General features: G+C 70.7%; 11 protein-coding genes. 6 read left to right on the top strand and 5 right to left on the bottom strand.

Annotated elements, in window-relative coordinates; genetic code table 11:
* Positions 1 to 113 precede the first annotated feature (113 nt).
* The 4 genes from KGD87_RS19505 (at position 114) to msrQ (ending at position 4,338) form a co-directional block, all read left to right on the top strand.
* On the top strand, positions 114 to 1,808 hold the full coding sequence (locus tag KGD87_RS19505) for a DUF8614 domain-containing protein (protein WP_284661754.1): 1,695 nt from the start codon (positions 114 to 116) through the stop codon (positions 1,806 to 1,808).
* Between the two features lie 79 nt (positions 1,809 to 1,887).
* A complete protein-coding gene (locus KGD87_RS19500; RefSeq protein ID WP_284661753.1) occupies positions 1,888 to 2,676 on the top strand; it encodes a fatty acid desaturase in 789 nt (262 codons plus the stop codon).
* 33 nt (positions 2,677 to 2,709) lie between these two features.
* A complete protein-coding gene (msrP, locus tag KGD87_RS19495) occupies positions 2,710 to 3,699 on the top strand; it encodes a protein-methionine-sulfoxide reductase catalytic subunit MsrP (protein WP_284661752.1) in 990 nt (329 codons plus the stop codon).
* 12 nt (positions 3,700 to 3,711) lie between these two features.
* Positions 3,712 to 4,338, top strand: coding sequence for a protein-methionine-sulfoxide reductase heme-binding subunit MsrQ (gene msrQ / locus KGD87_RS19490; protein WP_284661751.1), 627 nt, complete (start codon positions 3,712 to 3,714; stop codon positions 4,336 to 4,338).
* A 21-nt stretch (positions 4,339 to 4,359) separates the two neighbouring features.
* On the opposite strand, the gene KGD87_RS19485 is transcribed toward msrQ, so the two are convergent.
* The 4 genes from KGD87_RS19485 to KGD87_RS19470 form a co-directional block, all read right to left on the bottom strand.
* A complete protein-coding gene (locus tag KGD87_RS19485) occupies positions 4,360 to 4,836 on the bottom strand; it encodes a response regulator (RefSeq protein ID WP_284661750.1) in 477 nt (158 codons plus the stop codon).
* Between the two features lie 86 nt (positions 4,837 to 4,922).
* Entirely contained in the window at positions 4,923 to 6,164 is a 1,242-nt protein-coding gene (locus KGD87_RS19480) for a hypothetical protein (RefSeq protein WP_284661749.1), read from the bottom strand.
* On the bottom strand, positions 6,161 to 8,683 hold the full coding sequence (locus KGD87_RS19475) for a TonB-dependent receptor domain-containing protein (protein ID WP_502887946.1): 2,523 nt from the start codon (positions 8,681 to 8,683) through the stop codon (positions 6,161 to 6,163). Before KGD87_RS19475 ends, KGD87_RS19480 begins: the two co-directional genes overlap by 4 nt.
* Entirely contained in the window at positions 8,683 to 10,284 is a 1,602-nt protein-coding gene (locus KGD87_RS19470; RefSeq protein WP_284661747.1) for a serine/threonine protein kinase, read from the bottom strand. Before KGD87_RS19470 ends, KGD87_RS19475 begins: the two co-directional genes overlap by 1 nt.
* 269 nt (positions 10,285 to 10,553) lie before the next feature.
* On the opposite strand from KGD87_RS19470, the gene KGD87_RS19465 reads away from it, so the two are divergent.
* Positions 10,554 to 11,423: an ABC transporter substrate-binding protein gene (locus KGD87_RS19465; RefSeq protein WP_284661746.1), complete on the top strand. Its 870-nt coding sequence runs from the start codon at positions 10,554 to 10,556 to the stop codon at positions 11,421 to 11,423.
* Here the strand turns inward: KGD87_RS19465 and KGD87_RS19460 are convergent.
* Positions 11,420 to 12,682, bottom strand: coding sequence for an endonuclease (locus KGD87_RS19460; protein WP_284661745.1), 1,263 nt, complete (start codon positions 12,680 to 12,682; stop codon positions 11,420 to 11,422). The two genes, KGD87_RS19465 and KGD87_RS19460, sit on opposite strands and share 4 nt — an antisense overlap.
* Before the next feature lie 136 nt (positions 12,683 to 12,818).
* Between KGD87_RS19460 and KGD87_RS19455 the strand changes: the two genes are divergently transcribed.
* Complete coding sequence (locus KGD87_RS19455; RefSeq protein WP_284661743.1) at positions 12,819 to 14,591, top strand: BamA/TamA family outer membrane protein; 1,773 nt, start codon at positions 12,819 to 12,821, stop codon at positions 14,589 to 14,591.

Below are 14,591 nucleotides of genomic sequence, written 5' to 3'. Positions count from 1 at the left end.
GGCATGGGCCCCCGACTTCCGGGTGTGCGCGAATGGCGGGGAAGTGTCGGACGTTGGGTTTCCAGGTGTGCGGAACGTTGGGAGGGGGGCCTGGGTTGGAGTAGGGAAGGGACATGAACCGTACCCTCCTGTCCCTGCTCGGCGCGGCGCTGCTGTCGAGCGCCGCCGCCGCCGCGGAGAAGACGCCCCCCGCCCGTTTCCCGGATGCCGCGGAGCTCCAGCGCCTGACGGCGCGCTTCGCCCCGGTGGAGCTCCGGGTGGACCTGAAGGCGCTGCCGGAGTTCGAGCGCCGCGCCCTGGCCCGCATCGTCCAGGCCTCGAAGCTGATGGACGCGCTCTTCCTGCGTCAGCGGTGGGCGGGCAACGAGCCGCTGCTGCTGGACCTGGTCCAGGACACGACGCCGCTGGGCCGCGCGCGGCTGCAGGCGTTTCTTTTGGACAAGGGGCCCTGGAACAGCCTCGACGAGGCGCGGCCCTTCATCCCGGGCGTGCCGGCCAAGCCCGCGTCCGCCAACTTCTACCCTGCCGGCGCCACCCAGGCGCAGGTGGAGGCGTGGGTGAAGTCGCTGCCCGAGGCGCGGCAGAAGGAGGCCACCGGCTTCTACACCACCATCCGCCGCGGCACGGACGGCGGCTTCATCACCGTGCCCTACAGCGTGGAGTACCAGGGTGAGCTGGCCCAGGCCGCGGCGCTCTTGCGCGAGGCCGCGGCGCTCACCCAGCAGCCCACGCTGAAGGCGTTCCTCACCTCGCGCGCGGACGCGTTCCTGTCCAACGACTACTACGCCAGCGAGGTGGCGTGGATGAAGCTGGACGCCAGCATCGAGCCCACCATCGGGCCCTACGAGGTCTACGAGGACGAGTGGTTCAACTACAAGGCCGCCTTCGAGGCCTTCGTGGGCCTGCGCGACGACGCGGAGACGCAGAAGCTGGCGAAGTTCAGCGGGCAGCTCCAGGGGCTGGAGGACCACCTCCCCATCGACCCGAAGCTGCGCAACCCGAAGCTGGGGGCGCTGGCGCCCATCCGCGTCATCAACAGCCTGTTCTCCTCCGGTGACGGCAACCGGGGCGTGCAGACGGCCGCCTTCAACCTGCCCAACGACGAGCGGGTGTCGGAGAAGATGGGCTCCAAGCGCGTGATGCTGAAGAACGTGCAGGAGGCCAAGTTCGAGCGCGTGCTGCTGCCCATCGCCAAGGTGGCCCTCACCCCGGCGGACCAGAAGGACGTCTCCTTCGAGGCCTTCTTCACGCACATCCTGATGCACGAGCTGATGCACGGCCTGGGGCCCAGCAACATCACCGTGGGCGGCAAGGCCACCACCGTGCGCAAGGAGCTCCAGGCGGCCTCCAGCGCCATCGAAGAGGCGAAGGCGGACATCTCCGGCCTGTGGGCGCTCCAGCGCCTGGTGGACACCGGCGTCATCGACAAGTCGCTGGAGCGCACCATGTACACGACGTTCCTGGCCTCCGCGTTCCGCTCCATCCGCTTCGGCGTGGACGAGGCGCACGGCAAGGGCATCGCCGTGCAGCTCAACCACTTCCTGGACACCGGCGCGGTGAAGGTGAACGCGGACGGCACCTTCTCCGTGGTGCCGGCGAAGATGAAGCAGGCCGTCACCTCGCTGACGAAGCGGCTCATGGAGATTCAGGGCCGCGGCGACCGGAAGGCCGCCGAGGCCCTGCTGGCGAAGCACGGCGTGGTGCGCCCGCCCGTGCAGCGCGTGCTGGAGCGCCTCAAGGACGTGCCGGTGGACATCGCCCCGCGCTACGTCACCGCGGAGGAGCTGGTCCGCGACGTGAAGAAGTAACCACCGGTCCGCTGCCCCGCCCCGCCGCCTGGGCGTTTCCCATGCGCGGCGGGCTGGCGATGGCCAGAAAGCAGGAGAGATGGAGACTTCCGCCCGCCAACTCCGTCCAGCGCCGCCCGGTCCCTGGGGCGTTGTCATCGCGCTCATCGTCATGGGCGCGTGGAGCGGGCACCTGGCCTGGGCGCTGACCCGGGCGGAGCTGCCGTGGGTGGAGCCGCTCACCTGGCTGCACGTCGCCCTCCAGGCCTGGCTGTGCACGGGGCTCTTCATCACCGGCCACGACGCCATGCACGGCACGGTGTCTGGCCAGCGCTGGGTGAACGAGTCCGTGGGCACGGTCGCCTGCTTCCTCTTCGCGGGGCTGTCCTACCGGCGGCTGGTGGTGAACCACCGCGCCCACCATGCCCGGCCCACGAGCGAGGAGGACCCGGACTTCTCCACCCGGAGCCAGTCCTTCTGGCCGTGGCTGGGCACCTTCATGGCCCGCTACACCACGCTGCCCCAGCTTGGGGTGATGGCGGCCAAGTTCAACGTGCTGCTCTTCCTGGGCGTCTCCCAGCCGCACATCCTCGCCTTCTGGGTGCTGCCCTCGGTGCTGGGCACGTTGCAGCTCTTCTACTTCGGCACCTACCTGCCCCACCGGCGCCCGGAGACGCCGGACATGGCCCCGCACCACGCGCGCACCCTGCCGCGCAACCACCTGTGGGCCCTGCTGTCGTGCTTCTTCTTCGGCTACCACTGGGAGCACCACGAGTCCCCGGGCACGCCCTGGTGGCGGCTGTGGCGCTTGAAGGACGCCCGTGCCCGCGAGGCCGCGCTGACGCAGGGCGCCGGGACGCTCCCGGGACAGGAAGGCACTGCCCGGTAACGCACGGGCGGCCTGGGCCGTTATACAGGGGCCATGCGTGACAAGCCGCCCGCCGAGCCGCCCAGCTCCGAAGTCACCCCCGAGAAGACGTACCTGCGCCGGCGCGAGCTGCTGAAGAACGCGGGCCTCTTCGCGGGCACGGCCGTCGCCGTCGCCGGAGGGCTGCACCTGCTGGGCCGCAAGCAGACGCGCCCCATGGACCGCTTCGTCCCGGACGCGGGCCTGGTGGAGCAGCCGGTGGCGAAGGCGATGGGCCCCTTCGACACGGACGAGCCGCGCACGCCCTACGAGGACGTCACCACCTACAACAACTTCTACGAGTTCGGCTTCGACAAGAACGACCCAGCCCGCTTCGCGCACACGCTGAAGCCCAAGCCGTGGAGCGTCGTCATCGACGGCGAGGTGCACAAGCCCCAGACGGTGGACGTTGAGCAGCTCACGTCCTGGTTCTCCCTGGAGGAGCGCGTCTACCGCATGCGCTGCGTGGAAGCCTGGTCCATGGTGATTCCGTGGCTGGGCTTCCCGCTGGCGGCGCTGCTCCAGCGCGTGGAGCCCACCCGCCAGGCGAAGTACGTCGCCTTCACCACGCTGCTGGACCCGGAGCAGATGCCGGGTCAGCGCCGCGCGCTGCTGGACTGGCCCTACACGGAAGGGCTGCGCCTGGACGAGGCGATGAACCCGCTCACGCTCCTGGCCACGGGGCTCTATGGCCGGCAGCTGCCCAATCAGAACGGCGCGCCGCTGCGGCTGGTGGTGCCGTGGAAGTATGGCTTCAAGGGCATCAAGTCCATTGTCCGCATCAGCCTCACGCGGGAGGAGCCCATGACGACGTGGCGGCTGTCCGCGCCGCGCGAGTACGGCTTCTACGCCAACGTGAATCCCGCCGTGTCCCATCCGCGCTGGAGCCAGGCCAGCGAGCGCCGCATCGGCGACTTCGAGCGCCGCCCCACGCTGCCCTTCAATGGCTACGCGGAGCAGGTGGCCCACCTCTACACCGGCATGGACCTGCGCCGGTTCTACTGAGTCTTCCGCGCCATGGCCTCGTCTCCGTATCCCTGGCTCAACCCCGCGCTCGTCGCGGGTGGCCTGTCGCCGCTGCTGATGCTCGCCGTCCAGGGCCCTGGGGGGGAGTTGGGGCCCAACGCGATTGAAGCCGCGCTCCACCAGACGGGGCTGCTGGCGCTGGTGCTGCTGCTGGCCTCGCTGGCGTGCACGCCGCTGCGGCTGGTGGCGGGGTGGACGTGGCCCGCGCGCGTGCGCCGCACGTTGGGCCTGCTGGCCTTCACCTACGCGGCGGCGCACTTCCTCGTGTACGCGGTGCTGGACCAGGGGCTGGCGTGGGGCACGCTGTGGGCGGATGTCACCGAGCGCCCCTTCATCACCGTGGGCTTCGCCGCGCTGGTGCTGCTGGTGCCCCTGGCCGTGACGTCCACCCAGCGGTGGGTGCGGCGGCTGGGGTTTCCGCGCTGGCAGCGGCTGCACCGGCTGGCCTACGCGGCCGCGGCGCTGGGCGTGGTGCACTTCGTGTGGCGCGTGAAGAAGGACGTCACCGAGCCGCTCATCTACGGCGCGGTGCTGGCGCTGCTGCTGGCCATCCGCGTCGGTGAGGCCCTGCGAAAACGCCGAGCCCGCGCCGCCGCTGCGGCCCGGAACCCGGCGTGAGTGACGCGGCCCAGCGGCGCGCTACTTGCGTGGCAGCGGGAGGATGGTGTCCACCAGCGTCATGAGCTGCGCGCAGCTCACCGGCTTGCGGACGAAGGCGCTGATGCCGGCCTTCTGCCCCAGCGCGCGCACCTCCGCCACGTTCGGGTCGCCCGTCATCATCAGGATGGGCACCTTGGCCAGCCTCGGGTTGGCGCTGGCGCGAATCTGCGCGGCGAAGTCCGCGCCGTTCATCCCATCCATGTGGAAGTCCGTGAGGACCAGGTCCACCGGCTCCGCCTCCGACACCTTGAGGCCTTCCTCGGCGGATTCGGCTTCGAGGAACTCGAAGTTGCGAGCCATCAAATAAATCTTCAGCAGCGTGCGAATGGAGCGGCTGTCATCCACCAACAGCACGCGCTGCGGAGTGGTGCCCGCGGCGGGGCGTGCGCCCAGGGGGCGGGTCGTCTCCGTCGTGCTGCGGAGGGGGAGGGGCTCGGGGAGGGTTCCGGCCTTCATCGGATCATCAACCTCAAGTGGGGCAGTTCCCCGGGGAACAGAAATCATGTTGGCGGATGGAGCCTCCGAAGTCAAAGCACCAACCCTCAGGGAACCTCCAGGAAGAAAGCCTGACTTTCCACCGCGGGAAGCCCCAGTCCAGACGCCAGGGTGGGCGCCAGTTCATTGGGCACACGCCATGTCTGGCCACTGGGTTGGATCAACACCACCGCGTAGCGACCTCGGGGCAGCGCCAGCAGCGGCACTGGGTTCTCGGGCACCCGGACGTCCAGTGCCTGGGGCCGCACCACCACCTGCAGCTCCGGAACGATGGCGCCCTCCATGCGCGGGTTGCCATTTTCGTCGGTGAGCGCGGCGATGGGGCCGTCCGGGACGAGCCCCGCGGCGAGCACGACGACGTCCGGCTGGCCGTCCAGGGCGCCGGTGTCCGCGCGTGCGTAGTCCACACCCAGCGCGTCCGGGACGCCATCGCGGTCCAGGTCGTTCTCGTCCACCAGGTTGCTGGCGTCGTCCGCCAGCTTGCGCACCACCACGCGCGGCCAGAGGTCGGGGACGCCGTCCTGGTTGGCGTCGTCGGGAACACCGTCGTGGTTGGCGTCCACGTAGCTGACGGCGAAGCCGTCCGGGCGCTGGTCCACCGCGCCGTCGTGGAGCGACAGCGGCTGGAGGCGCAGCAGCTTCTGCGCGCTGCCCAGCTGCCCGTCGCCCTGCACCACCTGGAACGTGGGCCGGTCCCGTGTCACGCGCGCGGTGTCGGAGAAGCTCACCGCCACGCCGCTGACGGGCTGCGGCTGGCCGTTTGCGTCCACGACGACCTCCACCGTGAGCGGCCTGCCAGTGGTGTCCACCGCCGCGCCGCCCACGTCGCCCGCGTTGGGCTCGCTGGTGACGCCGTACCAGGGGTTGAAGTCGGAGCGGCGGCAGGAGGCGTCCGCGGCCGGGCCGCAGCCGTTCACGTCGATGAAGCCGCGGAGCAGGTAGCGGCCCGCGGGCACCAGGCTGAAGCTGAAGGGCGCGACGAAGGGGCCGGGCGTGTCACCCGCCAGCGCCGGGCCGAAGAGCTGCTCGGCGGAGACGACGGTGAAGGTGATGGGGCGGCCGGTGCCCTGCGGCGGCGGGGGCCGGTCCGCGTCGTAGAGGAACACCACCGCGTTGCCACGCGCGCGTGACTGCACCACCAGGTGGCCGTCGATGCGCGCGGTGCGCGTGTTCTGCCGCACGTCGGCGGTGGGCACCACGGGCGGTGAATCACAGCCGAGCCCGAGCACGGACGCGAGGGCGAGGCCACCTGCGGCCCGCTTCCAGGAGGACAGGGTGGGGCGGCTCATGGAGTCACCGTCAGGGTCGCGTAGACGCGCCGCTCGATGCGATTGCCGAAGGGGTGCTGCGAATGCGCGCCGCCCAGGTGGCTGCCCACCAGCGCGACGGTGACGGTGTCCTTGACGGCCATGTAGCCCACGCGCGCGTTCACCACGGTGTAGGCGCGCAGCGGGTTGGACACCAGGTCGATGCGCGTGGGGTCCGCGGCGGCGGGCTCGCGCTCAATCCACGTGGCGGCGGAGGTGTAGGCCGCGTCCACGCCGAACTCCAGGTCCGCGCGCGAACGGTAGGTGAGGCCGCCGTACAGCCGGAACTGCGGCGCCTGGTTGCACGGGCCACACTCGGCCGTCGACTCGCGGTCCGACGTCACGTCCTGCAGCGACGCGCTCAACTTCAGGCCCAGGCCGTCCACCGGCGCCAGGGTGACGCCGGCCTCGGCGCCCCGCGCGGTGTAGACGGCGTCCTCGTTCTGGAAGGACGAGCTGCCCAGCAGGTACGAACCGGTGCCCGCGTCGTACGACTGGCCTGGCGGCAGCCGCGTCACCCCGGACAGGCCAATGAGGTCCCTCACCCGGTTCTGGTACACGGCCACGTCCAGGTCCATGCCCAGCTCCGGGGACTCGCCGCGCCAGCCCAGCTCGAAGGCGGTGAGGCGCTCGGGGCGCAGCTGCGTGTTGCCGGTGGTGAGCGTGCTCACGCCGTTGATGCCTGGCACGGGCACCGTCAATTGCGTGTAGCTCTCCAGGAACGTGGGCTCGCGGAAGGCGGAGGCCGCGCTCGCGCGGAAGGCGTGGTTTTCAAAGGGCTTGAACAGCGCGGAGATGCGCGGCGAGTGCGCCAGGCCCGGGCTGCCCAGGTTGAGCAGCGGGTGCCGGTCCACGCGGTAGCTGGCCACCAGCGCCAGCGGCTCCACGATGCGCCACTCGTCCTGGACGAAGAAGGCCGCGTGCACCTGCTCGCGCAGCGGCCCCAGGTAGTCTCCCCAGTCCACGCGCTTGAGCCGGCCCTCCACGCCGATGTTGAGCTGGTGCGTGCCCGCGAGCTCGAAGTCGCGCGCGAAGAGCAGCTCCGCGTTGAAGAGGTTGGAGCTGAGCGACGTCACCAGCGAGCGCTGGCCGGTGGCTTCATACTGCGGGCCCGCGTCGCTGGAGATGTGGTTCCAGAACGTCTTCAGCTTCAGCGGCCCCAGCTCCACGTCGCCCTTGGCGAAGGCGTTGACGCCGTCGATGAAGTAGTTGCGCAAGAGGCCCGGCGGATAGATTTCCGTGGTGAAGCGATTCACGCCGCCGGACAGGCCCACCTGGCGCCCCTCGGCGAAGGTGTACACGGCGGACAGTGACGCGCGCGCGCCGCGGGCGCCCAGGTCCGGGTCGGGGCCGCGCAGCGTCACGTCCGGCAGGCCGCTGGCGTAGTCCCGGCTCCACTTGTCCGTCTGCGAATAGCCCGCCGCCGCCCGGTAGCGCATCGCGCCCGAACCGCCATGGCTGACGAAGGAGCCCGCGGCGGTGTTGCCGGTGCCGCCGGTGACGTTGAACCGCGCGCGAGGTCCGGTGCCGGGCGCGCGGGTGATGATATTGACCACGCCCAGCATGGCGTTGGCGCCGTACAGCGCGCTGCCCGGGCCGCGGATGACCTCGATGCGCTCAATCTCCTCCAGGCCGATGGGGATGGAGGACCAGATGGTGAGGCCCAGGAAGTCCTGGTACTCCGTGCGGCCGTCCACCAGCACCAGCACCTTGTTGGCGATGCGCTGGTTGAAGCCGCGCAGCGACACGTTGGCGCTGCCCACGCCCAGGGCCATGACGTCCGCGCCGGGCACGCGCCGCAGCAGCTCCGGCAGCGACGTGGCGCCCGACAGGCGGATGTCCTCGGCGGTGATGACGGTGGTTGCGTTGGGCGCGTCCAGCGAGGACTGCGCGCGGCGGCTCGCCGTCACCACGCGCTCCTCGTAGGGCACCGCGCCCAGGTCCACGCCGCCGGCCGCGTCGTCCGCGCTGGCGGGGGCGGCGCCGGTGGGCGTCAGTCCCGGAATGGTGGCGCTCCCCACGGGCATGGCCTCGGCCCGCTCAATGGCCTTCTCCAGCCGCTCCAGCAGCGCGCTGAGCTGCTGCTGGGACTGCATGCCCGCGGGGGGCGGCGGCATGGGCAGCGACGACGGGTCCTGCGCGGCGGCGGCCTGCGTCTCCTCGGCCTTCAGTTGCTCCTCCAGCGAGGCCACCATGGGCAGCACGGAGGCCGCGTCCGGCGGATTGCTGGCCAGGTAGCGCTGGTACACCTCCAGCGCCTCCCTCGGCCGGGCCGAGTCCTGGTAGGCGCGGGCGATGTTGAAGAGCACGTTGGGGTGCGGCTTGATGGCGTAGGCGGCTTCGAGCTCGGCGATGCCCGCGTCGTACTGCTTCTGGGCGATGAGGCTCATGCCGCTGCGGAAGTGGCGGCGAGCCTCAAGGCGGGCGTCCGCCAGGGCCTCCCCCGCGCACAGACACATCGCGAGGAGGCCCGCTCGTTTGAGGGCTGTCAGGGTTTTCACTAGTACGGGTCGTCCTTGTAGGGCGACGAGTCTGGGGCCTTTCCGGGCCGCGTGCTCGCCTTCTTCTTGAGCTGGAGCTTCTGCGTGAAGCGCTCCTCGGGGCCCGCGCCCTTGGCGACGGCGCGGGCGCGCTGGTAGCCGTCCAGGGTGAAGGTCAGCGCCGCTTCCGCCACGCCGCTCGCATCCGGAGCCACCTCGAGGTTCAGGGGCGTCTCGCCCAGGTCCTTCCCCTGGTACGTCACGCGCGCGCCCATGGGGTCGCTGACGATGAGGAAGCGCACCGGCTCCACGGTCGGCCGCGTCAGCGGCGCCAGGGCCAGCTCCTCGTCGGACGCGCCCATCGCGGACGCCTCGGGCGGGCTGGCGGCCTCGGGCACGTTGGCTTCGGGCACGGCCTGGGCGGTGGCGGGCGGTGGCGGTGTGACGGCGGGTTCGGCGGGCGGGGTGGGGCGCAGCGCCACCATCAGGGCCGCGCCCAGGCCCACCAGCAGCGCGCCGCCGCCCAGGAGCAGGCCCAGCGGCTTGCGGCCACCTTTGCCGGGCGCCTCCTCCACGGAGATGTCCAGCGCCACGGTGGCGGGACCGGAGCCCGCCGCGCCGTGGGGACCGCTGATGGGGCCGCTGCCACTGGCGCCGCCGACGCCGGCGAAGCGCGCGCCACTGAAGGCGCCGCTGACGCCCACCGTGGACAGGGTGCGGCGCATGGCCTCCATCACCTCGTCCATGGACTGGTAGCGCTCCGGTGGCGTCTTGGCCAGGCACTTCATCACCAGGGCCTCCACCTCTCCGGGGATGCCATGGTTGGGGTAGAGCGAGCCGAAGGCGGGCGGCAATTCGTTGATGTGCATGACGATGACGTCGATGCTCTGCGCGGCCAGGAAGGGCGGCCGCCCCATCAGCATCTGGTAGAGCACCACGCCCAGGCTGTACACGTCACTGCGCGGGTCGGCGATGTTGCGCGCCTGCTCCGGCGCCATGTACTGCGGCGAGCCCAGGATGATGCCCGCCTGGGTGATGGACGTGTCCTGCGGCACGGGCGCCGCGTCGCCGATGAAGGACTTCACCAGGCCGAAGTCGAGCACCTTCACCACGTCGTGGTCCGTCTCCTGGTTGAGGACCATGACGTTGGCGGGCTTGAGGTCGCGGTGGATGAGGCCGACCTTGTGCGCCTCGCGCAGCGAGCGGGCGATCTGCTGGGTGATGTTGAGCGCGCGCGGCCACGGCAGCGGGCCCACCTGCGTGAGGAGCTGGCCCAGCGTCAGCCCCTCCAGGTACTCCATGGCGATGTAGTAGATGCCGTCGTCCGTCTTGCCGTAGTCGATGACGGTGACGGTGTTCGGGTGGCGCAGCTTCGAGGTGACGCTGGCCTCCAGGAAGAAGCGCTTCTGGAAGCCCGGGTCCTTGCCCTCGCCGTACTGGGGGTTGAGCACCTTGAGCGCCACCAGCCGGTCCAGCGGTGACTGCACGGCCTTGTAGACGCGGCCCATGCCTCCGACGCCGAGCGTCTCCAGGATGCGGAAGCGCTCGTTCAGGACCCGGCCCAGCATGGGGTCCGCGACGTCGGGTGGGGCGCCATTCGTCGGGGCGTTGCTCTCCATCATGACTGCCCCCACCGACCGGTGAGGCACGTGACACGCCGGTCGAACATGAGGGCAGATGCTAGCACTGCAATCCTCCACCTCCCAAGCGACCTGCCGGGTTGGCGCAGTGCGCCACCGGCCGAGAATCCGGCTCGGGCGCGACAACGTTTCACAGGTGACACACGTGAGACGTGGCGTGACGGGGAGTCCGGTGAAAGCCCGGCCCCCGCGCGCTGCCGGATGCTACGGACACGTAGCGCGGCGGTGGCCGCGTTAGGGTGCGGCCTCGCATGAATGCCCGCCTGTCCGAGCTGCTCTCCGGTGCGCCGCCCTATCCCCGCCGCGTCGTGTGCCTCACCGAGGAGACGACGGAGGTGCTCTACCGCCTGGGCGCGGAGGACCTGGTGGTGGGCGTGTCCGGCTTCACCGTGCGCCCGCCCCAGGCGCGCAAGAAGCCGCGGGTCAGCTCGTTCCTGGACGCGAACTTCGAGCGCATCCTGGAGCTGAAGCCAGACCTGGTGCTGGGCTTCTCCGACTTGCAGGCGGACATCGGCCGCGAGCTGGCGAAGCGGGGCGTGCCCGTCTACCTGTTCAACCAGCGCTCGCTCGCTGAAATCCTCCAGTCGGTGCGGCTGACGGGCGCGCTGGTGGGACGGCCCGAGGCCGCGGAGGCGCTGGCCGCCGAGCTCACCGCGAACCTGGAGCGGCACGCGGACGCGGCGGAGTCGCTGCCACGCCGGCCGCGCATCTTCTTCGAGGAGTGGCACGAGCCGCTCATCTCCGGCATCCGCTGGTGTTCGGAGCTGGTGGAGCTGGTGGGCGGCGTGGACGTGTGCCGGGAGTCGCGCGCGTCGCAGGGGGCGCAGGGCCGCATCTTCGCGCCGGAGGAGGTGGCGCGGCGCGACCCGGAGGGCGTCATCGCCAGCTGGTGCGGGCGCAAGGCGAAGCGGGAGAAAATCGTCGCCCGCCCCGGGTGGAGCCAGGTGCGGGCGGTGGTGGAGGACCAGCTCTATGAGGTGAAGAGCTCGCTCATCCTCCAGCCGGGACCGGCCGCCCTGTCGGACGGCGTGGACCGACTGGCGCGAATCGTCGCGGCGGTGGCGCGGGGCGAGAAGCTGCCGCCCCTGCGCGATGGGGAGCTGCGCTCCGCGGGGGCCTAGAAGTCCTTGATGCGGTCGGCCAGCGCCGCGTCTTCAACGAAGGCGTTGGAGTTGCCCTGGATGTTGGCGATGCGGCGGTTGCGCTCGATTTCGGCGGAGTCCACCGTGTCGAGCTTGTTCCACGCCTTGAGCACCGCCTCCTCGTCGTTGGAGATGGACTTGTTGTAGGTGGCGGAGAAGTAGAACATCGCCCGCGCCACGTTGCCCTTGTGGGAGTCGGGCGGCTCGAACACCATGTTGCCCCGGGCGTCGGTGCCGAACTTCGCGCCGTTCTGGCTCCACCGCTCGTTCACCACCACCCCGAACGGGAAGCTGCCGCGCCGGGAGTTGGCCTTGCTGTCGGTGGGGTAGAGGTGGTGCAGGTCGCTCTTCGCCGAGCCCGTGGCGCCCTTCGACTGCGGCCAGGTGTGCTCGGTGTTCATCACCGAGTTGTTGGGAATCTTGCCGCCCTTGACTTCGGCGCCCGTGTACACGCAGACGACGTTGCCGCTCTCGTTCACGTCCAGGCTGGAGAACATCAGCCGGCGGGCCTCGTTGTAGCTGACCGTCCGCTTGCCGGAGGAGTAGTCCTGGAGCGCGTCCAGCAGCGCGCCGTCGCGCAGGCCCTCGAAGAGGCCGTCGTCGGGCTCTTCCGGCTCCTCAGGCTCCGTCACCGGCGTCTTTGGGGTGATGTCCAGGCCCCACGACTTCAGCGTGCCGGTGTCGCCGCGCGCCGCGTCCTGCACCTCCAGCGTCCAGGTGCCCTTCGTGGGCTCGTCCTTGAACGCGGACAAGTCAAAGGCGCCCGTCAGGTCATCCGCCGAACCGCCCTTGCGGTCCGACACCACCGCGCTCTTGCCGGACGGCGAGGTCAGCGTCACCTTCAGGTCGCCCCGGTAGGTGTGTTCGATGTCCAGGCTGAGCGTGAGCGACTCCACCGTGGCGTCCTCGGGGACGTCGAGGGTGCTCTCGATGGTGGTGTGGTCCTTGATGTCGGCGTTGGGCGTCGTGCTGTGGACCAGCGCCGCCGCCCGTGTGCCGACCGCGGCCTTCAGGTGGGAGGCCGCCGCCTGCGTCGCGGTGGGCGTCTGGGGAACGAAGACCGCGCCGAGCTTCGTCAGCATCGAGGGCGTCGTGCCCTCGAGTCCCGGCCGCGCGGGCTGGAACGAGCTGGTGGCCGCGGAGGAGGTCGTCCGGGGTGCGGACGCCGTCTCACGGGCGGTTTCGGTGGTCGGGCGAGCGAAGAGGGGCGAGCGGCGGGGGCCGACGACGCTGGTCATGCCGTCATTATCCACCGAGTGGACTTCGCGGTTGCTTCCCCCGTGTATATTTTTGACGCGACCGTGAAAGCGGGAAATCCCGCGATGTAACAGAGCGCGGCATTGTCCAGGGGGCAATGGCGCGGCTCATGACAGGATGCCTTGCGTGCCGCTTTCGCTGCCTGCGCTGCTCGTTGCCATGTCTCTCGCGGCCGCGCCTTCCCCGTCTGACGCGCCGGCGGAGGGGCCCGAGTCGGCCGTCGAGAACTACGAGGACGCGCTGATTGAAGAGGCCCTGGCCCGGCACGGACGGGTGCTGGAGCCGGCGCCGGAGGGCAAGCTTCTGGAAGAGGTGTTGGTGGCCACCGAGGACGTGGTGGCCGAAATCGACCCCTTCCCGGACTTCCTCAACATCTTCCATGCCCGGACGCGGGACGACGTCGTCCGGCGCGAGGTGCTGCTCCAGGTGGGGGCGCCGTACTCGGACGCGCTCGCCCAGGAGACGGCGCGCAACCTGCGCGGGCTGCGCCTGTTCTCCATGGTCCGCCTGGTGGCGGTGAAGGGCCGCGCGCCGGGCTCGGTGGCGTTGATGGCCGTCACCAAGGACATCTGGTCGCTGCGGCTCAACAGTGACTTCGCGGCGGTGGGCTCGCTGCTCCAGTATCTGAAGCTGCAGGGCACGGAGCAGAACTTCCTGGGGCGCGGCAAGCGCATCGCCGTGGACTTCGTGCTGCGGCAGGACACCCTCAGCCTGGGGCAGAGCTACACCGACCCGCGCGTGCTGGGCAGCCGCTGGTCGCTGAGTGAGTCCATCGCCGTCATCCAGGGGCGGGAGACGGGCAAGACGGAGGGCTCGCGCGGCAGCCTCGCGGTGAGCCGGCCGTTGTATTCGCTGTCCACGCCGTGGAGCGCCAGCGCCTCCGTGGCCTGGAACGTGGAGACCCAGCGCGTCTACCGGGGCGCGTCCATCTGGCAGTTGCCCTTCCCCGGCGGGCCCGCGGTGCCCTACGTCTACCGGACCGAAGAGGTGGTGGGCGGCGTCTCGTACACGCGCTCGCTGGGCACCCGCTACAAGTGGAACGTGGGCGGCACGGTGGGGGCCTACCACTACGCCTACGGCGCGCCGCTGGCGTCCGGCCTGTCTCCGGAGCAGTCGGAGTGGTTCAACCGCAACTACCTGCCGCGCGCCGAGGACGCCGGCTACGTGGGCCTCAGCCTGCGCGCCTTCGACGCGCGCTACGAGGTGCTCCGGGACGTGGACTCGTACGTCCTGGCCGAGGACTTCCAGATGGGGCACTGGCTGGCGGCCACCCTGCGCTACGCGCCGCCCGTGTTCGGCGAGCAGAGCCACTTCGTGGAGGGCGGGCTGGCGCTGCGCTACCGCCTGCGGCTGGGGGACACGCTCACCACCGCGTCCATGTCGGGCGCCGTCCGCCGGCCGCTGGGGCCTGGGGGAGCGTGGACCAACCGGCGCTGGGCGGCGGAGCTGATGGAGGTGTCGCCCAAGGTGCTGGGCGGGCGCTTCGTGGCGCGCGGGCTGCTGGACGTGAACATCGACGACTTGTTCGACCGCATCCACCTGCTGGGCGGCGCCAACGGCCTGCGCGGCGCGGGCGCGGATGCGTACTCCGGCCGGCGGCTCCTGCTTTTCAACCTGGAGTACCGAAGCCGCCCCATCGTCGTGAAGACGGTGCACCTGGGCGGCGTGCTCTTCTGGGACTCGGGCAGCGCCTTCAATGACCGGCCCGCCATGGTGCACACGGTGGGCATGGGTCTGCGGCTGCTCTTCCCACAGTTCAACGTCCTGCCCTTCCGCGTGGACTTCGGCTACGTGCTCAATGACGCCCGGCCGCCGGTGGGCAGCCGCTTCTCCTTCGCGGGCGGACAGATGACGGACGTGCGGCCCAACTTCATGGAGACGCCGCTGTAG

Source organism: Myxococcus sp. SDU36 (assembly GCF_030168875.1).
In the GTDB taxonomy this organism is placed as follows: domain Bacteria; phylum Myxococcota; class Myxococcia; order Myxococcales; family Myxococcaceae; genus Myxococcus; species Myxococcus vastator.
The sequence above is the reverse complement of the archived record's forward strand: the minus strand, read 5'-3'. Positions and strand labels throughout refer to the sequence as shown.